The organism is Streptococcus mitis (assembly GCF_013305725.1).
GTDB classification, from domain to species: Bacteria; Bacillota; Bacilli; order Lactobacillales; family Streptococcaceae; genus Streptococcus; species Streptococcus mitis_BO.
The window spans coordinates 1,575,251-1,600,012 of record NZ_CP047883.1 but is presented as its reverse complement, the minus strand read 5'-3'; the positions used below and the strand labels follow the sequence as shown (position 1 = coordinate 1,600,012).

Annotated in this window: 16 protein-coding genes and 2 pseudogenes; 11 read left to right on the top strand and 7 right to left on the bottom strand. The window is 40.2% G+C overall.

Going from position 1 to position 24,762, the window contains the following annotated elements:
• The first annotated feature begins 231 nt into the window (after positions 1 to 231).
• Positions 232 to 8,706, top strand: coding sequence for an Ig-like domain-containing protein (locus tag M594_RS07790; RefSeq protein ID WP_173876431.1), 8,475 nt, complete (start codon positions 232 to 234; stop codon positions 8,704 to 8,706).
• A 90-nt stretch (positions 8,707 to 8,796) separates the two neighbouring features.
• Here M594_RS07790 and M594_RS07785 read toward each other — a convergent pair whose 3' ends face one another.
• Positions 8,797 to 9,870 (bottom strand): DUF2974 domain-containing protein, encoded by a 1,074-nt coding sequence (locus M594_RS07785; RefSeq protein ID WP_173876430.1) that lies wholly within the window; start codon positions 9,868 to 9,870, stop codon positions 8,797 to 8,799.
• Positions 9,871 to 10,025: 155 nt separating this feature from the next.
• Between M594_RS07785 and M594_RS07780 the strand changes: the two genes are divergently transcribed.
• From M594_RS07780 to M594_RS07745, 8 genes and pseudogenes are all read left to right on the top strand, one after another.
• Positions 10,026 to 10,703 carry a response regulator transcription factor gene (locus M594_RS07780; protein ID WP_000548993.1) on the top strand — a complete coding sequence of 226 codons (678 nt, stop codon included), beginning with the start codon at positions 10,026 to 10,028 and terminating at the stop codon, positions 10,701 to 10,703.
• A complete protein-coding gene (locus M594_RS07775; protein WP_173876429.1) occupies positions 10,696 to 11,670 on the top strand; it encodes a sensor histidine kinase in 975 nt (324 codons plus the stop codon). Before M594_RS07780 ends, M594_RS07775 begins: the two co-directional genes overlap by 8 nt.
• 431 nt (positions 11,671 to 12,101) lie before the next feature.
• Positions 12,102 to 13,613, top strand: a complete 1,512-nt coding sequence (locus M594_RS07770) for an ATP-binding cassette domain-containing protein (protein ID WP_004242726.1) — start codon at positions 12,102 to 12,104, stop codon at positions 13,611 to 13,613.
• 290 nt (positions 13,614 to 13,903) lie between these two features.
• Positions 13,904 to 14,314, top strand: a pseudogene (locus tag M594_RS07765) (DUF389 domain-containing protein); the annotation flags it as partial.
• Positions 14,313 to 14,546, top strand: a pseudogene (locus tag M594_RS07760) (TMEM175 family protein); the annotation flags it as partial. The pseudogenes M594_RS07765 and M594_RS07760, both read left to right, overlap by 2 nt.
• Positions 14,471 to 14,830, top strand: coding sequence for a hypothetical protein (locus M594_RS07755; RefSeq protein ID WP_231088896.1), 360 nt, complete (start codon positions 14,471 to 14,473; stop codon positions 14,828 to 14,830). The pseudogene M594_RS07760 and the gene M594_RS07755, both read left to right, overlap by 76 nt.
• The gene (locus M594_RS07750) at positions 14,827 to 15,150 is read left to right on the top strand and encodes a potassium channel family protein (protein WP_000825751.1); all 324 of its coding nucleotides are present in this window, start codon (positions 14,827 to 14,829) and stop codon (positions 15,148 to 15,150) included. Before M594_RS07755 ends, M594_RS07750 begins: the two co-directional genes overlap by 4 nt.
• Positions 15,147 to 16,196 carry a DUF389 domain-containing protein gene (locus M594_RS07745; RefSeq protein WP_049516469.1) on the top strand — a complete coding sequence of 350 codons (1,050 nt, stop codon included), beginning with the start codon at positions 15,147 to 15,149 and terminating at the stop codon, positions 16,194 to 16,196. The genes M594_RS07750 and M594_RS07745 overlap by 4 nt, the downstream gene beginning before the upstream one ends.
• Positions 16,197 to 16,439: 243 nt before the next feature.
• Here the strand turns inward: M594_RS07745 and thrS are convergent, their stop codons facing one another.
• Positions 16,440 to 18,383, bottom strand: coding sequence for a threonine--tRNA ligase (gene thrS / locus M594_RS07740; protein WP_023945494.1), 1,944 nt, complete (start codon positions 18,381 to 18,383; stop codon positions 16,440 to 16,442).
• Positions 18,384 to 18,920: 537 nt separating this feature from the next.
• On the opposite strand from thrS, the gene M594_RS07735 reads away from it, so the two are divergent.
• Entirely contained in the window at positions 18,921 to 19,763 is an 843-nt protein-coding gene (locus tag M594_RS07735; RefSeq protein ID WP_173876428.1) for a metallophosphoesterase family protein, read from the top strand.
• A 75-nt stretch (positions 19,764 to 19,838) separates the two neighbouring features.
• Positions 19,839 to 20,276 carry an Rrf2 family transcriptional regulator gene (locus tag M594_RS07730; RefSeq protein ID WP_173876426.1) on the top strand — a complete coding sequence of 146 codons (438 nt, stop codon included), beginning with the start codon at positions 19,839 to 19,841 and terminating at the stop codon, positions 20,274 to 20,276.
• A 112-nt stretch (positions 20,277 to 20,388) separates the two neighbouring features.
• On the opposite strand, the gene M594_RS07725 is transcribed toward M594_RS07730, so the two are convergent.
• The 5 genes from M594_RS07725 to M594_RS07705 all read right to left on the bottom strand — a co-directional run bounded on the left by M594_RS07725 (position 20,389) and on the right by M594_RS07705 (position 24,644).
• On the bottom strand, positions 20,389 to 21,579 hold the full coding sequence (locus M594_RS07725; RefSeq protein ID WP_173876425.1) for a ferric reductase-like transmembrane domain-containing protein: 1,191 nt from the start codon (positions 21,577 to 21,579) through the stop codon (positions 20,389 to 20,391).
• Positions 21,580 to 21,722: 143 nt separating this feature from the next.
• Positions 21,723 to 22,382 carry an amino acid ABC transporter permease gene (locus M594_RS07720; protein ID WP_173876424.1) on the bottom strand — a complete coding sequence of 220 codons (660 nt, stop codon included), beginning with the start codon at positions 22,380 to 22,382 and terminating at the stop codon, positions 21,723 to 21,725.
• A gap of 9 nt (positions 22,383 to 22,391) precedes the next feature.
• Positions 22,392 to 23,069, bottom strand: coding sequence for an amino acid ABC transporter permease (locus M594_RS07715; RefSeq protein ID WP_084862994.1), 678 nt, complete (start codon positions 23,067 to 23,069; stop codon positions 22,392 to 22,394).
• Between the two features lie 12 nt (positions 23,070 to 23,081).
• A complete protein-coding gene (locus M594_RS07710; RefSeq protein ID WP_084862996.1) occupies positions 23,082 to 23,876 on the bottom strand; it encodes a transporter substrate-binding domain-containing protein in 795 nt (264 codons plus the stop codon).
• 9 nt (positions 23,877 to 23,885) lie between these two features.
• The gene (locus tag M594_RS07705; RefSeq protein WP_001229568.1) at positions 23,886 to 24,644 is read right to left on the bottom strand and encodes an amino acid ABC transporter ATP-binding protein; all 759 of its coding nucleotides are present in this window, start codon (positions 24,642 to 24,644) and stop codon (positions 23,886 to 23,888) included.
• Between the last annotated feature and the right edge of the window lie 118 nt (positions 24,645 to 24,762).

Here is a 24,762-nt window from a genome sequence, read left to right as displayed (position 1 = left end):
AATTGTTGTATTTTTGGAAAATATTTATTTTAGATTTAGAATAAAAAATAAGTCATTTTATTTGTCATAGACTAGGAAATATGATATCATAAAGTTGTATGTTATAGACAGTTTTATGATATCAAGCTTCACTTCTAACATCTTTTGTTTCATCTGAGGTTAGCTGTGAGTTTTCGATATCAAAAATTTGTAAATCGACATCAAAATAAAAAAAGGAGGTTGTGGGTCTAAATGAAAGGCAAGCAACAACAAGATTTTAGAGTAGAAAAGTACATCCGTTATGGTATCCGGAAATATAGCTTTGGAGCAGCATCAGTAGCAATTGCAGCTGGTTTGATGTTCCTTGGAAATGGTGCGGTATCAGCAACGGAAGTTCAAGGTGCAGAAGCATCAGTAGCTGCAACTACTGCCCCAGCAAATCAAGCGGATTCTAATAAAGACAAGGAAGCCGTTAAGTCAGAAACTAAAGTAGCGGAAGCTAAACCTGAAGTTAAAGTACAGGAAGCTAAGAAAGCAAATAAAGCAGCTCTTGAAGCGAATGTTGCTACTTTAGAGATGAAATTAGCATCTGCTAAAAATGCAGATGCGTCTGTAGTAAACTCAGCTAAGGAAGTTTTAGCTACAGCTAAAGCAACACTTTCAAATCCAGAAGCAAGTCAATTGGATGTGAATACTTTAGCTGACAAACTTTCAGCATTGGGTCAAGCTGTAGCTGAATCAGATGCTATGGGTCAACAGAAAAAATTAGAAGCTGAAAAAGCAGCTGCTAAAGCTGAAGCTGAAAAGAAAGCTACTCCAGCAGAAAAATCTCTTTCAGAAGCTAAAGCAGCACTTGACAAAGCTTCATCTGAAGCAGAAGTGACTAATAAATTAGCAACTGCTGAACTTTCTAAAAAGGAAGTGAAGGAAGAAAACAAAGCGGCTGTTGAAGCGGCAGTAGCTAAAAACCAAGCAGTTCTTGCTGAAACAAAATCTCTTTTAGCTGAAAAGAGCGTAACCAAAGAGCAAGTAGAAGCACAACTTGCACGCTTGAATGAGTCAATCCTTGCAGTTTACAACGAGTTGAAAAATGCAGGTATTGGTCGCGATGGCAAGTTTTCTGTCAACTTAGCAGATGTTGCCGATACAGTTACGACTCCACCGCTTTCAGAAGAAGAGCAAATCAACCACTGGAAGAAGTATGCAGATAAGAACACAGAACGTCTGACAAAACAAATCAAGTGGTTTGACATTGCAAATCCGAAAGCGAAAATTGAAAATCTTGGCCCAGATGGTAAACTTCAAGTAGGTACTAAGTTTACACAAGAAATTTCTCCAGGCTATGTTGTAACCTTAACAGTTACTAAATTAGCGCCATTCAACTCAACTGATGAGTACAAAAAACGTGGTGGAGCAGGTTATGATGCAAATGCTGTCAATGAGTATAAAAATGGGGATCCAGCAGAATTAAAAGTAGTAAACCAAGGAAGTTACTCTGTTGCGAAAACAAACGGGATGGATACTAAAGGTAAAACAGTTATTCAATCTGTTAAAGATGGAGCCAACGTAGGGGTTGAATTCTCAGTTAGAGCTACTTTGAATGGTACAGAAGTTCCAGCCAACGTTGTATTTTTAACAGGGGAAGAAGCTGGTTCATCTGAAGCTGAAATTTATACAACAGATGGTGATGGATTTGAATTGGTTTCTGAGTTGTCAAACTCAACTGTAAAAAATCAAGAAACAGCTCGTTCATATACTGCGGTAACTTATGAGAAAAGAACATTAGCTTCAGCAGGACATGGTCAAGACTACGCTGGTGGACAACTTGGTTTGTCACATTCAATTGAAGGTTCAGGGAAACAAGCCTTTGAAAAATTCAAAGCGGACAAAGCTGCAGGATTCTTTAACACAACAATCACATCAGATACTGTTATTGCGATGAAAGCAGAAGATGGCAAATACCATACAGATGGATTAGGGACACAAGTTTTTGGACCAGTTTCAACTCACCGCCAATCAGGATTCTCTACTCCATTAGTAATGACGCGTAATGCCAAAAATGTTGGTATGTACATCTTAGCTGCGGGTCAACAAGGTTCTATGCTTGGATTTATGGTTCTAGACGAAGGGGATGCTCCTGCATCATACGGACGTGTAGCCCACTCTATTTCTAAATCTGATGGACAAAAACAACCATACCTAGGATCTGTTCCAGCTGACGTTGACGTTCGTACAACTCCAATTAAAGGTGCAAGTGCTTTTATCTACGATGACGTTAATGGTATCGGTGCTGCGGATGAAGGCGCTCGTCAATTGATGGGTGATGATGTTGCTCCAAATGACAACTATAAGTTGAAAAAAGTTAACGATGGAACTTACTCAATGACTTTCGATGCCCACCTAGACGGAGAAGCTAAAGCTTACGTTAACGGTTGGATTGACTTTAACAACAATGGTAAATTCGATGAAGATGAAGCCGCTGGTGTGACAGAAGTGACTGCTGATGGTAAGGTTACCCTTACTTGGACAACCACAGTTCAAAACGTGGATACTAGTGTGTCAAAATTAGCTACACGTCTTCGTATTGCTTTAGATAAAGCAGATGTCAAGGCCCCTACTGGTATTGCCTACTCAGGTGAAGTAGAAGATTTCCAAATCCAACAAACAATTCCACCACGTGGAACTAAGAGAGAAACAACAGATGTACAAGGTGCTACTCAAACATCTACTGTAGCATTCAGCGCATACGGTCAAAAGAACTATGATTTTGATAAAGACAATGCTATTGATACAACTGTCAAGTCACAAATCGTTAAACCAGATGGTACATTAGTAACAGATGCTGACCTAGTTGATGGATACTACGTTGTACCAGGGCAAGGTAAATACAAGATTACTGATAACGGTGCAAATGTAGATGTAGAATTTATCCCAGAAGCAAACTTTGTAGGTACAGCAGATGGTATTACGATTCGTCGTACAGATATCAATGGTAACACTACTGGTTGGGGTAATGAAGGTCGCCAAATCGTCGGTGGTACAGGTGAAGCTAAAGACCAACTAGAATTAGTAAGTGAACAAGTTCAATTAACTGGCTTAGCAACTAAAGGATCTATGGATGGTCGTTACATTCCAACTGTAACTCCAAAACAAATCGTTGGAACACCTGAAGAATCAACAGATATCCAAGGTAAACCACAAACGAAAACACCTAAATTCTCAATTGACGTAGATAAAGATGGTGATGGAACTGCGCCAGATGCAGTAACACCAAGTGCACAATATCCAGCTAAGTTAGTAGATCCAGCAACTGGAAAACCAACTGATGAAACAACTGTAACTGTAAAAGGTGAAGGAACTTATACAATCGATCCAACAACTGGAGCGGTAACATTTACTCCAGAACCACAATTTACAGGAACTGCTAAAGGTATTGATGTATCATTAACAGCACCAGTAGGTCAAGACAAAAATGGTCAACCTGTAACAGCAACAGCTACTGCAAAATACACTCCAACTGTAACACCTGTTAAACCAACAGCAGCTCCAGCAACTTCAACAGGAGTACAAGGTGAAACTCAAACAGGTAAACCAACATTTACAGAAGGAAATACAGAAGTACCTATTAAAGAGGGTTCTGTAAAATTATTAAATCCAGATGGAACAGAAGCAAATGGACCAGTAGATGCTCTAGACCCAAGTGGTAAAAAAGTTGGGGAATACACTGTAGATCCAACAACAGGTGTAGTAACCTTCACACCAATAGACAAATCTTACACAGGACCAGTACAACCAGCTAAAGTTCAAGCTGAAGATAAGAATGGAACAAAAGTTTCTACAACTTACACTCCAAACATCGTAGGAGTAACACCAACAGCAACACCAGATACAACTGAAGATGTTCAAGGTAAGACTCAAGAAAGTCCAGTTTCATTTGAAGCAGGAAAAACTACAATTGCTGGAGAAGAAAAAACTGTAGAAATCGATCCATCTACTTACACACTTCTAGGTGAAGATGGACAACCAGCTACTGAAGTACCAGCTAAAGATCCAGAAGGAAACGTAATTGGTAAGTACACTCTTAAAACTGTAGATGGAAAAGCTGTTGCAGTATTCGAACCAACAGATAAGACATATTCAGGTGAAGTACAACCAGTACGCGTTCAAGCTAAAGATAAGAATGGTACAGCTGTAGAAACAACTTACACACCGAAGATTACTCCGGTAGTTCCAACAGCAGAACCAGCTACATCAGAAGCTATCCAAGGTGAAACTCAAAAAGGAACTCCAACATTCGCTCCTGGAAACACTATTGCTCCAATCAAAGAGAACTCTTACAAGCTTCTTGATAAAGAAGGAAATGAAGTTCCAGCTGGTCAAACAACTCCAGCATATGCTGAGGACGGAGTAACTCCAGTAGGTACTTACTCAATTGATCCAGCAACAGGTGAAGTAACCTTCACACCAACAGATAAATCTTACACAGGTAATGTTACACCTGCTGATGTTCAAGCAGAGGACGCAAATGGAACAAAAGTTTCTACAACTTATACTCCATCTATCGTACCTGTAACACCAACAGCAGAACCAGCTAAAACTGTAGATGTTCAAGGTGCAACTCAAACAGGCAAACCAGTATTCCAAGGTGGAACAGCTATGGTTAACGGTGAAGAGAAAACTGTTGAAATCGACGATACAGTGCCAGCTAAATTGGTAGATCCAAAAACTGGAGAACAAGTTGATTCAGTCACTGTAGAAGGTGAAGGAACATACACAGTGGCTCCAGATGGAACAGTAACATTCAAGCCAGAACCACAATTTACAGGAGTAGCCAAAGGTGTTGAAGTAGTTCGTCAAGATAAGAACGGCACACCAGCTAAAGCTACATACACACCGGAAGTTAAACCAGTAACACCAACAGGAACAGATGCTGTAACTGAAAATATTCAAGGTTCAACTCAAACAGGTAAACCTGAATTCAAGGGTGGAACAGTAACAATCGACGGTAAAGAGAAAACTGTTGAAATCAATGAAGATAAACCAGCTAAATTGGTAGATCCAAAAACAGGAGATCCAGTTGATTCAGTCACTATCGAAGGTGAAGGAACATACACAGTAGCTCCAGATGGAACAGTAACCTTCACACCAGAAAAGAACTTCACAGGTAAAGCTACAGGTGTTACAGTTCAACGCGAAGATAAGAACGGTACCCCAGTAACAGCTAAATACACACCAGTTGTTAAGAAAGCAACACCAACAGGAACAGATGCTGTAACTGAAGATATCCAAGGTTCAACTCAAACAGGTAAACCAACATTTGAAGGTGGAAAAGTTACTGTAAATGGTGAAGAAAAAACTGTTGAAATTGATGAAGATAAACCAGCTAAATTGGTAGATCCGAAAACAGGAGATCCAGTTGATTCAGTCACTATCGAAGGTGAAGGAACATACACAGTAGCTCCAGATGGAACAGTAACCTTCACCCCAGAAAAGAACTTCACAGGTAAAGCTACAGGTGTTACAGTTCAACGCGAAGATAAGAACGGTACCCCAGTAACAGCTAAATACACACCAGTTGTTAAGAAAGCAACACCAACAGGAACAGATGCTGTAACTGAAGATATCCAAGGTTCAACTCAAACAGGTAAACCAACATTTGAAGGTGGAAAAGTTACTGTAAATGGTGAAGAAAAAACTGTTGAAATTGATGAAGATAAACCAGCTAAATTGGTAGATCCGAAAACAGGAGATCCAGTTGATTCAGTCACTATCGAAGGTGAAGGAACATACACAGTAGCTCCAGATGGAACAGTAACCTTCACCCCAGAAAAGAACTTCACAGGTAAAGCTACAGGTGTTACAGTTCAACGCGAAGATAAGAACGGCACACCAGTAACAGCTAAATACACTCCAGTTGTTAAGAAAGCAACCCCAACAGGAACAGACGCTGTAACAGAAGATGTTCAAGGTTCAACTCAAACAGGTAAACCAACATTTGAAGGTGGCAAAGTCACTGTAAATGGTGAAGAAAAAACTGTTGAAATCGATGAAGATAAACCAGCTAAATTGGTAGATCCTAAAACAGGAGATCCAGTTGACTCAGTAACTATCGAAGGTGAAGGAACATACACAGTAGCTCCTGACGGAACAGTAACCTTCACCCCAGAGAAGAACTTCACAGGTAAAGGAACAGGCGTAACTGTTCAACGTGAAGATAAGAACGGCACACCAGTTAAGGTTACTTACACACCAGTTGTAAAACCAGCAACACCAACAAGTTCAGATGTTATCACTACAAATGTTCAAGGTGCTACTCAATCAGGAACACCAACATTTGAAGGTGGAAAAGTAACAGTCAACGGTGAAGAAAAAACTGTAGAAATCGATGAAACTGTTAAACCAACATTTGATGATGGCACAACTGAGAAGAAAGTACCAGGTGAAGGAACATACACAATCGATGAGAACGGTACAGTAACCTTTACACCAGAGAAGAACTTCACAGGTCAAGCAACAGGTGTAACAGTGAAACGTGTTGACAAAAATGGAACACCAATCACAGCTAAGTACACTCCAGTAGTCGTTCCAGTAACTCCAACCTCAAAAGATTCTGAATCAGAAGGTCCTAAAGGACAAACTCAATCAGGAACACCAACATTTGAAGGTGGAAAAGTTACAATCAACGGTAAGGAAGTTCCAGTTGAAATCGATGAAACTGTAAAACCAACATTCGAAGATGGCACAACTGAGAAGAATGTACCGGGCGAAGGAACTTACACAATTGATGAAAATGGTAAAGTAACATTTACTCCAGAAAAAGACTTCGTAGGAAAAGCATCAGGTGTAACAGTTAAACGTGTAGATAAGAACGGTACACCAGTAACAGCTAAGTACACACCAACAGTTCGTCCTGATACTTCATTCGTTGATAAAGATGGTAACCCGCTTTCACCAACAGAAGATGGAACTAAACCAACTAAAGACATCCCAGGATACAAGATTGTTAAAACTGAGATCGACGAAAAAGGAAATACAAAACATATCTATGAAAAAGTTACGACATCATTCAAGGATAAAGAAGGAAACGAAATTCCAGGAAATCCAAGTGAAGATGGCGAACAACCTAAGAAAGATATTCCAGGTTACCGCTTCGTAGAAACTAAGAAACTTCCAAATGGAGATACAGAGCACGTCTACGAAAAAGTTAAGACATCATTCAAGGATAAAGAAGGAAATGAGATTCCAGGAAATCCAAGTGAAGATGGCGAACAACCTAAGAAAGATATCCCAGGTTACCGCTTCGTAGAGACTAAGAAACTTCCAAATGGAGATACAGAGCACGTCTACGAAAAAGTTAAGACATCATTCAAGGATAAAGAAGGAAACGAGATTCCAGGAAATCCAAGTGAAGATGGCGAACAACCTAAGAAAGATATTCCAGGTTACCGCTTCGTAGAAACTAAGAAACTTCCAAATGGAGATACAGAGCACGTCTACGAAAAAGTTAAGACATCATTCAAGGATAAAGAAGGAAATGAGATTCCAGGAAATCCAAGTGAAGATGGCGAACAACCTAAGAAAGATATTCCAGGTTACCGCTTCGTAGAAACTAAGAAACTTCCAAATGGAGATACAGAGCACGTCTACGAAAAAGTTAAGACATCATTCAAGGATAAAGAAGGAAATGAGATTCCAGGAAATCCAAGTGAAGATGGCGAACAACCTAAGAAAGATATCCCAGGCTACCGCTTCGTAGAAACTAAGAAACTTCCAAATGGAGATACAGAGCACGTCTACGAAAAAGTTAAGACATCATTCAAGGATAAAGAAGGAAACGAGATTCCAGGAAATCCAAGTGAAGATGGCGAACAACCTAAGAAAGATATCCCAGGCTACCGCTTCGTAGAAACTAAGAAACTTCCAAATGGAGATACAGAGCACGTCTACGAAAAAGTTAAGACATCATTCAAGGATAAAGAAGGAAATGAGATTCCAGGAAATCCAAGTGAAGATGGCGAACAACCTAAGAAAGATATTCCAGGTTACCGCTTCGTAGAAACTAAGAAACTTCCAAATGGAGATACAGAGCACGTCTACGAAAAAGTTAAGACATCATTCAAGGATAAAGAAGGAAATGAGATTCCAGGAAATCCAAGTGAAGATGGCGAACAACCTAAGAAAGATATCCCAGGTTACCGCTTCGTAGAGACTAAGAAACTTCCAAATGGCGATGTAGAACACGTTTATGAGAAAGTTAAGACAAGTCACAAGGATAAAGATGGTAAAGAAATTCCAAACTATCCAACAGAAGACGGTGAACAACCTAAGAAAGATATTCCAGGCTACCGCTTCGTAGAGACTAAGAAACTTCCAAATGGCGATGTAGAACACGTTTATGAGAAAGTTAAGACATCATTCAAGGATAAAGATGGAAATGAAATTCCAAACTATCCAACAGAAGACGGTGAACAACCTAAGAAAGATATCCCAGGCTACCGCTTCGTAGAGACTAAGAAACTTCCAAATGGTGACACAGTTCATGTTTATGAAAAAATCATTCCTTCTGTGAAACCAGAACCTGCGAAACCATCAAAACCAGCTCCAGCTAAATCAGCTAAGGAATTGCCTAATACTGGTACAGAAGATCACTCAAGCCTAGCAGCTCTTGGACTTCTTGGAGTATTGAGCGGATTTGGTCTTGTGGCACGCAAGAAAAAAGAAGACTAATGTTTTAATCATTAAAGATTAAACAAAGGAATTCAATTTCATAAATGAAAACCCAACTAATCAAACGATTAGTTGGGTTTTTTATGTGGATTATCTATTTTTCCAAGCTTGGTAACGGGTATCAATTAATAATTGGGTAAGACGTCCCATAGTTTCCCTTTCTTCTGGAGTGAGGGATTGAGCTTGGACGAAGAGATGACGAATGTGTTCGATAGCCTTTAAGGAAGACAGGTCATTGATGGAGCTAATCCCAGCATCTAGAATGGTGCCAAAGAAGAGATCGAAGTAGAGCTGGAGTTCCTCGTCAGGGACTGTGGCCACCCACTCCTTGAAGGTTGTGTCAACTTGTTGGCTATCACTGTTGGTCTTATTCAGTTGGACGAAGTGCTTGTCCTCAATCTGCCAACTAAAGGTATCGTGCTGGGCGATGCCACCTAAGGCAGTACTGTGCACGATGATTTGGTGGTTAGGGATTTCCATCATCATACCGATAATGGACCCTTGTGGGATGAAGACCTTGGTTTTATTCATTATCCTTTGATAGCCCTCGGTTTGTGTCAGTTCTTTGTGGAGACCAGGCGCATCAAAGGTATAAACTGCTGTGATTTGATCTTGCAAGTTTTGCTCAATTTGACTAGCCGCATAGATGGCTAAATTTCCTCCCTTGGAATGCCCAGCCAGAATGACTTTTTGCTTAGGATGTTGGGCAAAAAAGTTCTTTAAATAGCGGAGGGCATGCTTTTGAGCAGGAATTTCCTTCATATAGGTAAGGTGGAAATCTTCCTTCCAGCCAATGATACTGTCATCAGTCCCACGAAAGACAATCAGATAGGTATCGAGAGTGAGGCGGTAGGTCATAGCCGCAAATTGTTTTTGTAGTTCAGGGTCGATGTCGTTGATAAAATGGGAGAGTTTGCAATTTTTGAAGCGCTTGTGTTGAGTTAGTTCATCTAATAGCTGGAGGCGATTTTTGCTGGTCAACATGTTTGGCTCCCTTGGAACCTGAGGAGCTAGGTCTAAAAGTCGCTGAGGACTTGTGGAGACCAGATTATCAAAGGAGAGGTAGGTGATTTCTGTTAAGGCTAGAATGTCTAACTCATTCAAAGGAAGGTCGTAAAAGGAATCGCGTGCGACATCTTTCAGATAATCAAAAATATTGGACATAAGAGCTCCTTTCTTTTTATTTATCTTATCAAATTTCCCTTAAATTAGCTAGTAGGATTGCCTCATTTTGTTGGCTAAAAACAAGCTGCTTCAAATTCAGTTTCAGACCTTCTAGCATGGAAAAATCTGTTATAATAATAGCAAAGGAGAATCAGATGCACAAGATTTTATTAGTAGAAGATGATCAGGTTATTCGTCAACAAGTCGGAAAAATGCTCTCTGAATGGGGATTTGAAGTGGTCCTGGTAGAAGATTTTATGGAAGTTTTGAGTCTATTTGTTCAGTCGGAGCCTCATCTGGTCCTCATGGATATTGGTTTGCCCTTGTTTAATGGCTATCATTGGTGTCAGGAAATCCGCAAGATTTCTAAGGTTCCCATCATGTTTCTGTCTTCGAGAGACCAGGCTATGGATATTGTCATGGCAATCAATATGGGGGCGGATGACTTTGTGACCAAACCTTTTGACCAGCAGGTTCTTTTAGCCAAGGTTCAGGGCTTGTTGCGCCGTTCCTATGAGTTTGGGCGTGACGAGAGTTTACTGGAATACGCTGGTGTTATCCTCAATACCAAATCCATGGATGTACATTATCAAGGGCAAGTCTTAAATTTGACCAAGAATGAATTCCAGATTTTACGAGTGCTGTTTGAGCATGCGGGCAACATCGTAGCGCGTGATGACCTGATGCGAGAACTTTGGAACAGTGACTTTTTCATTGATGATAATACCCTCTCAGTTAATGTGGCTCGTTTGCGTAAAAAGTTGGAAGAGCAGGGCTTGGTAGGATTTATCGAGACCAAGAAAGGGATAGGGTACGGACTGAAGCATGCTTGATTGGAAACAATTTTTTCTAGCCTATCTGCGTTCCCGTAGTCGTCTGTTTGTCTATCTGATTTCTTTGACGTCTCTGCTCTTACTCTTTCAGTTTTTATTTGCCAGTTTGGGAATTTACTTTCTCTACTTTTTCCTGCTATGTTGCTTTGTAACCATCTTATTTTTCACTTGGGATATATTGGCGGAGATGCAGGTCTATCGTCAGGAACTTCTCTATGGTGATAGGGAAGCCAAGTCTCCTTTGGAAAGAGTTTTGGCTGAGAAATTAGAAGCGCGTGAGATGGAACTCTATCAGCAGAGGTCAGATTCAGAAAGAAAACTGACGGATTTGCTGGATTACTATACCTTGTGGGTCCATCAGATTAAGACCCCCATTGCAGCCAGTCAACTCTTAGTTGCAGAAGTAGCCGACCGCCAACTGAAGCAGCAATTAGAACAGGAAATTTTCAAGATTGACTCCTATACCAATCTAGTTTTACAATACCTGCGTTTAGAAAGTTTTCATGATGATTTGGTCTTAAAGCAGGTGCAAATTGAGGACTTGGTCAAGGAAATAATTCGTAAATATGCTCTTTTCTTTATTCAAAAAGGCTTAAATGTCAATCTACATGACCTTGATAAAGAAATCGTGACGGATAAAAAGTGGCTGCTAGTGGTTATTGAGCAAATCATCTCAAACAGTCTCAAGTACACTAAGGAAGGTGGCCTGGAGATTTATATGGACGGGCAAGAGCTTTGTATCAAGGATACAGGAATCGGGATAAAAAACAGTGATGTCCTCCGAGTCTTTGAACGTGGCTTTTCAGGCTACAATGGTCGCCTAACCCAGCAGTCATCTGGACTTGGACTTTACCTATCTAAGAAAATTTCTGAAGAACTGGGGCACCAGATTCGTATCGAGTCTGAGGTCGGTACAGGAACGACAGTGCGGATTCAGTTTGCTCAAGTGAACTTAGTCCTTGAGTGAGAAGAGACAATGAGTTTTTACCCAATCTCTTTTTGCTATATTTCAGGATATTTGAAGACTGTTTTTTACAAAATCAATAATAGAATTTTTAATACGGAATATAGTATAAATACTGGTTCAAAGTGAAGTTTTGTATGCTTTATACTTTTGTTGAGTATAAAATCTATAAACTAAGGGTGAATTACAAAAATTAATTTGAGATGAAGTGAATTGTAGACTTGGGAAATATCTCCTGTTCGATTTCAGAATGAATCGCTGATACAGGATTGAAAGAACTGCAGCTTTCTTTTTATTTTGATAGTAAAAACTGCAGTACTTGTGTGATTTACAATTATTGCACTCAATGTCCGAGTATCGCACTATCTGAAATAGGGAATAGTAGAGATTGTTCTGCGATATGTAAAAAAACGCATTAGCAAGGAGTATCGTATATGCTACCATATCTTAAAACTATTAGATGGTATCTCTTCTTTAATTTTCTTTTTGGTGTAGTATCGAATATCTGCACAGCTTTGTTACCGTATTTCACGCAGGCATTAATCAAAGGGGATTATCAAGTAGCTCTATATGGTTACTCTATGTCAGTGGCAGGCTATTTGAGTTGTAACTATATCCAAATGATACTTGATTGGAAGCAGGGGATTATCTTTTCGACTACTTTGAAAAATGAGTGGTTTCGTTCACTTCTGGGACTCAGTCACCACGATTTCAAGCAGAAAACAGTAGCAGAGTATATTTCCTATCAATCTAATGACCTAGATTCGTTGGAAAAGGATTACCTTCCTCCATTGATGAGTTTTATCAAACAAATTTTACGTATCATCATTTACGCTTTCATTATTAGCAGAACAATTAATCCTATTGTATCACTGATTTTAATCTTTTCTACTGGAATTAGTATTCAAATTCCTAAAATCGTTGGGAAGTTGACCGCTAATCGTAGACAGGTTTACTTGAAAAAACAAGGAGATTACTATCGAACTTTGGAGGATTTGCTCATGGGACATCATTTGGTAAATAAACTAACTATGTCGCATTTTTTGAATCAACAAAAGAGTTCTCTAAAGAATTTGCAGGATAAGTATTTTAAGTATGGTTTGACAAAAATTACAGGCATCTTATTGACAGGTGTTTCTTTTGAATTCATTAGTCTTGTTCTGTTTATTTATTTAGCCTACTCTCTATCTCACCAGCAACTCGGTATTCCTGAGGTGGTGGCGAGTTTCGGATATATTAATGCTTTTTCTGAACCAATACAGGAAATCCTTTATGATTTACAAATGTTAGAGTCCGTAAAGCCTGTAATCAAGAGTTTTCAAAACATTGTTGGGAGACCCGTTTCAGTTCAAGCACCTCAACATTCTTTTGATACGATTACTTTGAAAAACATTTCCAAACAACTGGGAGAATCAAAATTGATAATTACTTCCGCTACGATTCAAAAAGGGGATAAAATTGCGCTTATTGGTAAGAATGGTTCTGGAAAAAGTAGTCTTCTCAACATTTTAAATGGAACAGATGAAGATTTTGAAGGACAAATTGTGCTAGATGGGCTTGTTTTGGACCATCTTTGGGGAAGATTCGGTATGATTCTGCAACAAGAACATACATTTATTTCGAGTTATGAAAATAATGTAACACTATTCAATAGTTTCAATGAAAAATTCAGAGAAGAAGATTTTGAAAAAATTCCACCACAATCCCTGTCAGGTGGTCAGCAACAACGAATGTATTTAAATCGTGAGAAAAATCGTAAAAATCCATTGCTTATCCTAGACGAACCTTTCTCTGCCTTGGATACTAATCAGTTTAAAATGGAATTGGAAAGAGTTCTGGAACTACCAAGTGCCGTCATTGTTACTTTACATCGCCAAAACGAATTATTAAGTAAGTTTGACCAAGTTTGGGAAATTAAGAATGGAGAACTTGTAATTTTGAAATAGCTAAATTATAAAGAATAAAACGCATAGTATCAAGGTTCAGGAGATACCGTTTTTCCTTCTTCGGATAAGGAAACAAAAATTTCTTGCTTCATCTATCTATTCAATTGATAGATTTCGTCAGAGAAAAACTGTAAAATTTTTGATATAATATAAAGGATGGACTGACGGATACTTAAAAGATAATTTTCAAAAGAATAACAGGTGAGAAGAAAAATATGTAAGATTGGACAGAAGTCTCTCTACCATCATCCATGCAGAAACAAGATTATATAAAATAAAAGGAGTAACCAATGAACGGAAATTATTCAACACGGGAATACCGTGAGAAATTATACGATGACCTTCATGTTCGATTGAGAGATACAGCGATTTTGATGTGTGCAATTTTTATTGCCTCTATCGGTCTAAATATGAATTCAACAGCTGTTATTATTGGAGCCATGTTAATTTCACCTCTCATGACACCGATTGTTGGACTGGGATTCGGTTTAGCTATTTTTGATACGCGTTTAATCAAGCAATCTCTAGAGGTTTTATTGACTCAAGTGTTGGTCAGTTTGCTTGTCTCGACTCTGTATTTCTGGATTTCTCCCTTGTCTTATGCAAGTAGCGAGTTGATTGCACGAACCTCTCCAACCATTTGGGATGTTCTCATTGCTATTGCTGGTGGGATTGCTGGTGTGATCGGTTCAAGGAAAAGAGTTAGAAAAACCAACAACACCAAGTCTTGAAGCTTTTTGGGATTTACGGCAAAATTTCTTTGCTTGTTTTCTTTCCTTTTTCTGGTTGGGATCGTTATGGATGGCACTAAACACATTATGGGAAAAGGTTGAGAAAATTTCCTCAGAAATTATTTGGTGGAATTTGTTTCTACTCTTGGAGCGGCAGGAGTTCTCTTTGGAGAATTTCATGCCATCCAAGATACCAGTCTGAATGATGTGGTGGACCGGATCTATATAAATGTCAAGGATTTACCGTTTCAGTCCTTGGGAGCTTTAGCTAATATCCTGTCTGATGTTAAGAAGGGACTGATTCAAGACAGTCATATCTGGTCTTTCTTCCAGTCATTTTTCAAACAATATCAGTTGATAATCAGCTTAAATCAGATCTATCAGTTTGTCTATCTTTCTCTGATGGAGATCATGTCCTATCTTCACTTTGATTATTGGAAAAAAACGGCTCGGTCAGGAGCTAGTATGAATAAGGAGAACAAATGAAACGTTTAAAAATGTTATGGCATATTATGCAGGTTACGGGTTTTACTCGGTTTGCTCTGAGTTTTGTGACCTTTGTTTTTGGGTCAGGAGGCGTGCTTTTCCTAGTTGAACCTGCTATCACAAATTACGGAGACGGTCTTTGGTATGCTTTTGTGACTTCGACGACTGTCGGCTACGGGGATCTCCTAGCTGTGACCTTGATTGGAAGGATTACCAGTGTCTTCTTGACGATTTATGGGCTCATATTTTTTGGCTGTTTATCAGCTGTTATTTTTAATTATTATACCAATTTAAATAAGGAAAGAGGAGAGGACAAATGACTGCCAATTATTCAACACGGGAATACCGTGAGAAATTATACGATGACCTTCATGTTCGATTGAGAGATACAGCGATTTTGATGTGTGCAATTTTTATTGCCTCTATCGGACTAAATATGAATTCAACAGCTGTCATTATAGGAGCCATGTTGATTTCACCTCTCATGACACCGATTGTTGGACTGGGATTCGGTTTAGCTATTTTTGATACGCGTTTAATCAAGCAATCTCTAGAGGTTTTATTGACTCAAGTGTTGGTCAGTTTGCTTGTCTCGACTCTGTATTTCTGGATTTCTCCCTTGTCTTATGCAAGTAGCGAGTTGATTGCACGAACCTCTCCAACCATTTGGGATGTCCTCATTGCTATTGCTGGTGGGATTGCTGGTGTGATCGGTTCAAGGAAAAAAGAAGCAAACAATATCGTGCCAGGAGTAGCCATTGCTACAGCTCTGATGCCGCCTATCTGTACTGCTGGCTATGGTTTAGCTAATGGGAATGTACGATTTTTATTGGGGGCTCTCTATCTTTTCTTGATCAACTGTGTCTTTATCATGCTAGCCAACATTGTTGGAACAAGAATTTTGATGAGAAAATCTCCTTTAACTTCATTTAAAGAGCTGAGCATTAAAATGAGAATTGGCTTGATATCTTTGATTGTATTGTTGATTCTTCCAGCTAGCTATTCGGCAGTTACTCTGACAATAGAACAAGCGCGCAAAGAAGGGATCAAACAGTTTGTAGGAAAAGAGTTCGCCAATTATACGGTTATTAATCAAGTCTACAAGTCAAGTAACAATGAATTGGTCTTGACGGTTGTTGGAGATCCGATTTCAGAAGAAGAATTAGAAACACTCCACCAAAAACAAGCCTCTTACGGTATTCAATCTGTTCAATTGAAAGTGAATCAAGTTCAGAACTCGCCAACATTAGATAGTGAAGCGACCAAGGAATTTTATGAAAACATTGACAAGTATATTGATCAAAAACTCTCTGAAAAAGATTCACAAAAAGATCTCGTAAAAGAAAATGAAGCAGACAAGGATTGAGGATATTGACCTTATCTAACTCATGAAAGCAAATCTTGTGTGGTGGTTTGGTCAATCACTACTAGCTCGGATTAAATAATACTCTTCGAAAATCAAATTCAAACCACGTCAGCGTCGCCTTACCGTACTCAAGTACAGCTTGCGGCTAGCTTCCTAGTTTGCTTTTTGATTTTCATTGAGTAAAAATATAAAAAGCAACAGCTGAAATAGTTGTTGCTTTTTAGGTAGCTAGGATTTTATCTCTTATTTCTCAACGCGTGATTTGTTGGCGATATCAGCTAGGATAGCTTGAACAAAGTCATCAACTGAGACAGTTTGTGTTTCTTTTTGTCCGTAGCGACGAACGTTGACTGTTCCGTCTTCCATTTCCTTGTCCCCAACGATCAATTGGTAAGGAATCTTGCTTGTTTGTGACGCACGGATCTTGAACTGCATTTTTTCATTGCGCTCATCTACATCTGCACGAACACCACGGTCACGGAGTTTCTTAGCCACTTCCCAAGCGTAGTCCACGTGTTTTTCGTTAGATACTGGGATGAGGGTTACTTGGTGTGGTGCAAGCCATGTTGGGAAGGCACCCTTGTAGTTCTCAATCAAGATAGCTGTAAAGCGCTCCATAGTAGAGATTACACCACGGTGGATCATAACTGGACGGTGTTCCTCACCATCAGCTCCGATGTATTTAAGGTCGAAGCGTTCTGGAAGCAAGAAGTCAAGTTGGATAGTAGAAAGGGTTTCTTCTTTTCCAAGGGCTGTCTTAACTTGAATATCCAATTTTGGTCCGTAGAAGGCTGCTTCACCTTCGGCTTCAAAGTAGTCCACGCCCATTTCATCAAGGGCTGCACGAAGCATGGTTTGAGCATTTTCCCACATCTCATCGTTGTCAAAGTACTTATGAGTATCTTGAGGGTCACGAAGAGAGAGACGGAAGCGGTATTCAGTCAAGTTGAAGTCTTCATAAACATCGATAATCAACTGAAGAGCACGTTGGAATTCTTCTTGGATTTGTTCTGGAGTCACAAAGAGGTGACCGTCGTTGAGAGACATTTCACGCACACGTTGAAGACCAGTAAGGGAGCCAGATTTTTCGTAGCGGTGCATCATACCGATTTCAGCGATACGGATTGGCAACTCACGGTAAGAGTGAACATGATGTTTGAAGACTTGGATGTGGTGCGGACAGTTCATTGGACGAAGGACAAATTCTTCCCCGTCACCCATGTCCATAGTTGGGAACATGTCTTCTTGGTAATGATCCCAGTGACCAGAAGTCTTGTAAAGCTCAACAGAAGCAAGTGGTGGAGTGTAGACGTGTTGGTAGCCTGAAGCTAGCTCTTTGTCAACGATGTAGCGTTCCAACTCACGACGAATAGTCGCACCATTTGGCAACCAGAATGGCAAACCTTGACCAACCTCTTGAGAAATCATGAAGAGGTCAAGCTCTTTACCAAGTTTACGGTGGTCACGTTCCTTGGCTTCTTCACGCATTTGAAGGTAGTTCTTCAAGTCTTTTTTGTCAAACCAAGCTGTACCATAGATACGTTGCATCATAGCGTTGTCGCTATTTCCACGCCAGTAAGCACCTGCTACATGGAGAAGGTGGAAGATTTGGATACGACCTGTTGAAGGGACGTGTGGGCCACGGCAAAGGTCTACATATTCACCCTGACGGTAGATGGTCAAACCACCTTCGTCTTCTGAGTGTTCTTCAATCAATTCCAACTTGTAAGGGTCATTTTTGAAGATTTCACGTGCCTCGTCTTTAGTAACTTCTTCACGGATTGATGGGAAGTTTTCTTTGACAATTTTTTGCATTTCTTCTTCGATACGAGGAAGGTCTTCGTTAGAGATTTGACCAGCTGTGTTGTCAGTATCGTAGTAGAAACCATCTTCGATAGCTGGACCAACCCCCAAGTGAATGTCTGGGAAAAGACGACGAGCTGCTTGGGCGAACAAGTGAGCAGCTGAGTGACGCAAGATTGGAAGGGCATCTTCGTGATCAGGTGTCACGATTTCGATGCTTCCATCTTCAGTGATAGCACGAGTAGTGTCGATGAGTTTGCCGTTGAATTTACCAGCCAAGGCCTTTTTAGCTAGGGAATTGCTGATAGATTGGGCAATTTCAAAAGTTGTAACGCCAGATTCGAATTCACGAACAGCGCCATCTGGGAAAGTAATGTTAATCATGATGTTCTCCTTACTTATATTATTGACGAATGTGTTAACCCTATTCTGAAAACAGGGACAGAGAATTAATTGTGAAAGCCAGAAAAACAAAAAGCGACCTCCTCGAAAGGACGTCGCAACGTGGTTCCACCTTCATTTATGTACCTCAAAAGAGAGGGACACCTCTGATTGGCTCTATCGTGGCCACCGTTTTATGTTTTCATAAAAAACTCAAGAGTAGTATCAGTTTAGGCCTCCTATGCGTTTCCAGCAACCACGCACTCTCTAGTAGAAAGGGACTAAGTGACTTGTCTCTATGGATTATTATAGCATGATTGTGAAAATTTTCAAGATTTTTGTAGATTTTTTTGAATTTCCTTTATTGAAAAAGTGCTTGCTATGCTTTGTTAGGAGTAATGTGAAATAATCTTTTGGATAAGTCTTTACCTTAATAAAAGTAGTGTTCTGGATTTAGTAAGAGTGGGTTAAAGGTAACTATTATACAGTATTTTTTGTTATAATATTAAAAAGATATATAAGAGGAAATGAGGAGAAAGAATGACAAAAATAGCTCTTCTTTCAGATATTCATGGAAATACCACCGCCTTGGAGGCTGTTTTGGCAGATGCTCGGCGGCTAGGAGTGGATGAATACTGGCTTTTGGGAGACATTCTCATGCCAGGAACAGGGCGTAGAAGGATTTTGGACTTGTTGGATCAACTACCGATTACGGCTAGAGTTTTGGGAAACTGGGAAGACAGTCTGTGGCATGGTGTCCGTAAGGAATTGGATAGTACCCGCCCCAGTCAACGCTATCTCTTGCGCCAGTGCCAGTATGTTTTAGAGGAAATTTCCCTAGAAGAAATCGAAACGCTCCATAATCAACCTCTCCAGCTCCATCGACAGTTTGGGGATTTGACGGTAGGAATTAGCCATCATCTGCCTGATAAGAACTGGGGTCGAGAGTTGATTCATACTGGAGCACAGGAGGATTTTGACTGCTTGGTGACCAATCCACCTTGTGATATTGCTGTTTATGGTCATATTCACCAGCAGTTGCTTCGTTACGGGACTGGTGGGCAATTGATTGTCAATCCAGGTTCGATTGGGCAACCTTTTTTTCTAGATGCCCAGTTGCGGAAGGACTTGCGGGCCCAGTATATGATTTTAGAGTTTGATGGCAAGGGATTGGTAGATATGGACTTCCGACGGGTAGACTACGATGTGGCAGCTGAATTGCAGTTGGCTAAAGATCTTAAACTTCCCTATTTTGAGGTTTATTATGAAAGTCTGGTCAATGGTATCCACCATACTCATCATCAGGAATTTTTGAGAGAACTGGCTCAGAAAGAGGGCTATGATAGGGAATTAGATGCCTGGTTAAAAGGTGGTAACGATTGACATTACAACTAAAAAGGGTATAATAATAGAAAAAGAAGAGTAGAGGCAGGGTAGCCTCGTAAAAAGGAGAAGAGGATGCAAATTCCAAGTAGATTTACCATTGCGACTCATATGCTGATAATTATTGCTCTCAAGGGGAAGGAAAGCAAGGTGACCAGTGATTTTCTGGCTGCTAGTGTTGGGGTCAATCCTGTCATTATCAGAAAAACCTTGTCCCAGTTGAAGAAGGCAGAGCTGATTTCAGTCACGCGCGGGACAGGGGGAACAGAGATTGTTAAGGATCTCAAAGACATTAGTCTATTAGATGTTTATCAAGCGCTCGAATGTCTTGGTAAGACTGGTCAACTCTTCAGTTTTCATGACAATCCAAATCCAAATTGTCCAGTTGGAGCTCATATTCATGATGTTTTGGATCAAAAATTGGAGAGAATTCAGCTGGCTATGGAGGCTGAACTTGGTCAGACCAGTCTAGAACAAGTCGTGGCCGATGCAGAGAGTCAAATGAAGGATTAAGAGGGATAGATGCCTGCAAATGAAATGTCAAAACACTGCTAGAGAAATCTGGCAGTGTTTTTTGAGATTGCGTAGAAAAAACTCCTGGGAAATTCCAGGAGAGTATGAGTGGTTATTTAAACTTGAATCCTTCGTATATAAGCTCTGTTTTTGGATTTTGTTTCTTAATCTGTTTGGCAAGTGACTTCATCATAGAAAGAGGACCACACATATAGACGCTTGCATGTTCGGGCACTTCTTTTTGTTCAAAATTAAGATAGCCGTCTTTCCTACTGTCTACTAGATGGAGTTCAAAATTAGGATTTTTCTGAGCATAGTCACGGAGCAAATCTAGGTAAACTGTATTTTCCTCTCCACGGAAGCTATAGTAGAAGTGAACCTGTTTATCTAAAATAGGATGTTCACGGATGTAAGAGATGAAGGGGGTGATCCCAATGCCTCCAGCAATCCAAACCTGATTTTCTCGTCCTTCTTCTATGATCATGTGTCCGTAAGCTCTGTCTACGCTTACTTTGCTACCGACTTGAAGATTGTCATAGATATTCTTGGTATGGTCACCTGAATTTTTAACAGTAAAGTAAAGAGTTTGATCATGACCTCCTGAGATAGAAAAGGGATGCGGGGCGCTCTCGAAGCCTTCTTGGAAAATCTTTAGAAAGGCAAATTGTCCTGACTGATAGTTGAAAGGTCTGCTAAGATGGATTTGAATTTCTATAGTATCGTGATTTAAGCGTTTGAGATTGGTAATTTTCCCTAGATAGGGGAAGCCAATCTTTTGATATAGAAAAATGATATAAAAACCAGCTAGTAAGCCTAAAAGGGCATAGCTATCAACAACAAAACTTAGAAGATTAAATGTAAGGAGACGATTACCCATCATCATGTAGACATGAAAGAGTCCGAAAATATAGGCTAGGTAAACCAAACGGTGAATCCATCTCCAAGCTTCGTATTGGATGTATTTGCCTAAATAGGCGACAAGGATGATACTGACAAAGATATAGATGGCAAGATTGCCAAACTGAGCAGCTAAACGAGAGCCCCACAAACCGCCCATACTAAAGTTATGAAAGATTAATAGAATGATTGAGAGAAAGGCTGTGAATTTGTGGACAGTGTAGACCTTCTCCAAACCGTGAAACCAGTTTTCTAGTAGGGGGAGACGAGTGGCGAGGATAAAAGTCAGAGATAGGCTTGTTAAAGCTAGTCCTGGAATCATGAATTGGGGAGAAGTGTTCATCCAAGTCAAAATAGTCAAGATAAAACTAGCTATGATAAAGAGTAGTCCTTTGAGTGATTTCATAGAAAATTCCATTTCATTGGGATTTGATTTGTTGTAAATAAATTTGTTACATTTTATCATAGAAAAAGTATGGTGTCAAATTGAGGTCTATAAATATCTACTCTCATCAAAAAAACTCTCCAATTTAACTGGAGAGTTGCTGTTTATTCTGCGGCTTGTTGCCAACATTTGGCTAGCATATGAGATAGGCTAGAAATTGCTAGGTTAAAGCTGAAGTAGATGAGGGCAATCAGGATATAAAGACTGAAGACCTGCTCTGGTTCGAAATAACGGCCCATGAGAATTTGACTGGCTCCAAAGAGTTCTTGTAGGGCGATAACAGAGTAGAGAAGACTGGTATCCTTAATCACGGTTACAAACTGAGAAATGATGGCTGGCAACATTTTACGAATAGCTTGTGGAAGAATGATGTGGTAGAGGATTTGGGTTGAGGTGAATCCTTGTGACATTCCTGCTTCGTATTGTCCCTTGTCTACGGCATTGAGACCGCCTCGAATAATCTCAGCTAGGGCAGCTGAGGTAAAGAGAGTAAAGGCAGTGATTCCTGCTGGAGTGGATTTCATCTTGAAAACCAAAAAGATAGTGAAAATCCAGAGAAGGTTGGGAACGTTGCGCACAAATTCGATGTAAATGCTGGAGATGATACGTAAGACAGGATTTTTGCCATTTCTCATGACGGCTAGCACCGTACCGATAAGGGTAGAGAGGACGATAGCAATCAGAGAAATGTAGAGGGTCAAGCCAAATCCTTTAAAGATAAAGACTAGGTTATCTGGGGTCAAAACTTCTAAAATGGATTCCATAGTAACCTCCTAAAGTGAATAGGCTTTTTTGTTGGCTTGCTCCATCTTGCGACCAAACTGGGCGACAGGGAAGCAAAGAGAAAAGTAGAGCAGGGCAGCGCCTAGAAATGCTGGAATGTAGTTTCCGTTGAGAGCTGACCAAGACTTGGTCACAAACATCAAGTCTACACCAGAGATGATAGCGACTGTTGAGGTGTTCTTGATGAGGTTGACGATTTGGTTGGTCAAAGGAGGGAGTATGATACGGAAGGCCTGAGGCAAGATAATCAAGCGCATGGCACTGATATAGGTAAACCCTTGCGACAAGGCGGCCTCCATCTGACCGCTAGGAATAGACTGAATTCCTGAGCGAATCACCTCAGCAATATAGGCACCGTGATAGAGTCCCACGCAGAGAACGGCTGTCCAATAAATCGGAATCATGATGATATGGTCACTGATAAGAGGTAGACCATAAAAGACGATGACAAATTGCACCAAAAGGGGAGTGTTTTGGTAAAATTCAACAAAGATGCGAGCCAAAATTCTCAATATTGGACGCTTGCTGGTTGACATGGCTCCAAAGAAGATGCCCAAAACCATGGCTAGGATAAAGGATCCGATTGCTAGGGAAAGGGTGAAGAGGAAACCATTGAAAAATTGTCCAAAATCCTGAAAATAGGCTGTCCAAGATGATAAATCTGTCATGGGGTATCCTCCTTAATCTGCAGTATGGCTAGATGGTTTGAGCTTGTAACGGTCATAAAGTTTTTGCAAACTACCATCCTTGCTCCATTTAGTGACCAAGTTATCAAGATAGTCGTTGAGCTCTGTATTTGATTTCTTAGTAACGATACCGTAGTCAGATGGCTTGAAACTATCATCTAGTAGTTCTGTCCGCTTACTGATGTAGCCAGATAGGATAGAACGGTCAACGGAAAAGGTATCGATACGGTGAGCGTGTAGGGAAGTAATCAATTCTGGGTAGGAACCAAGTTCGACGAATTTAAAGGTCAAACCTTTCTTTTTACCCAGTTCGGTAATCAGGCGTTGAGTAATGGAACCTTGGGCAACCCCGATGGTTTTTCCGTTTAGGTCCTCAATGCTTTTGATTTTGGCAGACTTATTGACCAAAAAGCCAGAAGCGTCCGTGTAGTAAGGACTGGTAAAGTTGTAGAGTTTTTTGCGTTCGTCTGTGATGGTAAAGGTCGCGATATCCATATCGACCTGTTCATTGTCTAGAAGGGGTCCGCGAGTTTGTGCTGTAACTGGTACATAACGAACCTTGACCTTGAGCTCATCAGCTACCATCTTGGCCAAGTCAGTTTCGATACCAGAATAGGTCCCTGTCTTGGGATCCTTGTAACCGAAATTGGGAACGTCTTGTTTCACACCAACAACCAGCTCGCCTCTCTTTTGAATGTCTGCGACACTGGTATCAGCCTGGACTGGTTTTGCAGCAGCAAGGCCAAAAAGGCTAATCAATAATGCGGATAAAAAGAATTTCTTTTTCATAGGGCCTCCTTATTTGACTTTGTCACTTTCGTGGTTGATGATTTTGCTGAGGAATTGTTGGGCACGAGGTTCGCTTGGATTATCGAAAAAGTCATCAACATCTGTCGTATCTACTAAAACCTCTCCGTCAGCCATAAAGATGATGCGGTCAGCAACTTCACGGGCAAAGCCCATTTCATGAGTCACGATAATCATATTCATACCATCGTGGGCCAATTTTTGCATAACCGCTAGAACATCGCCGATGGTTTCAGGGTCAAGAGCAGATGTTGGCTCATCAAAGAGGAGGAGTTCAGGATGCATAGCGAGTCCACGTGCGATGGCAATCCGTTGTTTCTGTCCACCAGAAAGCATGGCTGGATAAGAATCTTTCTTGTCCCACATATTTACAAATTCCAGATATTTTTGGGCTGTTTTTTCAGCTTCTTTTTTATCAATTCCTAGAACTTTTATGGGTGCTAGTGTTACGTTTTCTAACACCGTTTTATGCGGATAGAGGTTGAAATGTTGGAAAACCATGCCGACTTCCTTGCGAAGGGGCACCAAATCTTTCTGGCTGGCACCAGCAACTTGGTGACCATTTACTAGAAGACTTCCTTTGTCTACAGCCTCCAAACCATTGATGGTGCGGATAAGAGTGGACTTACCAGAACCAGAAGGACCTAGGAGTACAACAACTTGCCCTTTTTCAAAACGGAGATTGATGTCGCGGAGTGCATGGTAATCTCCGTAATATTTTTCGACGTGTTCAAATTCTACTAAAGCCATAAGGAATCTCCTTTGTGTTAGATTTTATAACATGATTCTACACCAAAAGATTTGTCTTGTCAAATCATATCTGAAAAAATTCACTAAAATTTTATAAAAAAGCAATCTGGATAGAGAA

Coding starts and splice junctions, on each gene's coding strand:
- M594_RS07790 (WP_173876431.1), top strand. CDS start 232: ATGAAAGGCAAGCAACAACAAGATTTTAGAGTAGAAAAGTACATCCGT.
- M594_RS07785 (WP_173876430.1), bottom strand. CDS start 9,870: ATGTCCAATATTTTTGATTATCTGAAAGATGTCGCACGCGATTCCTTT.
- M594_RS07780 (WP_000548993.1), top strand. CDS start 10,026: ATGCACAAGATTTTATTAGTAGAAGATGATCAGGTTATTCGTCAACAA.
- M594_RS07775 (WP_173876429.1), top strand. CDS start 10,696: ATGCTTGATTGGAAACAATTTTTTCTAGCCTATCTGCGTTCCCGTAGT.
- M594_RS07770 (WP_004242726.1), top strand. CDS start 12,102: ATGCTACCATATCTTAAAACTATTAGATGGTATCTCTTCTTTAATTTT.
- M594_RS07750 (WP_000825751.1), top strand. CDS start 14,827: ATGAAACGTTTAAAAATGTTATGGCATATTATGCAGGTTACGGGTTTT.
- M594_RS07745 (WP_049516469.1), top strand. CDS start 15,147: ATGACTGCCAATTATTCAACACGGGAATACCGTGAGAAATTATACGAT.
- thrS (WP_023945494.1), bottom strand. CDS start 18,383: ATGATTAACATTACTTTCCCAGATGGCGCTGTTCGTGAATTCGAATCT.
- M594_RS07735 (WP_173876428.1), top strand. CDS start 18,921: ATGACAAAAATAGCTCTTCTTTCAGATATTCATGGAAATACCACCGCC.
- M594_RS07730 (WP_173876426.1), top strand. CDS start 19,839: ATGCAAATTCCAAGTAGATTTACCATTGCGACTCATATGCTGATAATT.
- M594_RS07725 (WP_173876425.1), bottom strand. CDS start 21,579: ATGAAATCACTCAAAGGACTACTCTTTATCATAGCTAGTTTTATCTTG.
- M594_RS07720 (WP_173876424.1), bottom strand. CDS start 22,382: ATGGAATCCATTTTAGAAGTTTTGACCCCAGATAACCTAGTCTTTATC.
- M594_RS07715 (WP_084862994.1), bottom strand. CDS start 23,069: ATGACAGATTTATCATCTTGGACAGCCTATTTTCAGGATTTTGGACAA.
- M594_RS07710 (WP_084862996.1), bottom strand. CDS start 23,876: ATGAAAAAGAAATTCTTTTTATCCGCATTATTGATTAGCCTTTTTGGC.
- M594_RS07705 (WP_001229568.1), bottom strand. CDS start 24,644: ATGGCTTTAGTAGAATTTGAACACGTCGAAAAATATTACGGAGATTAC.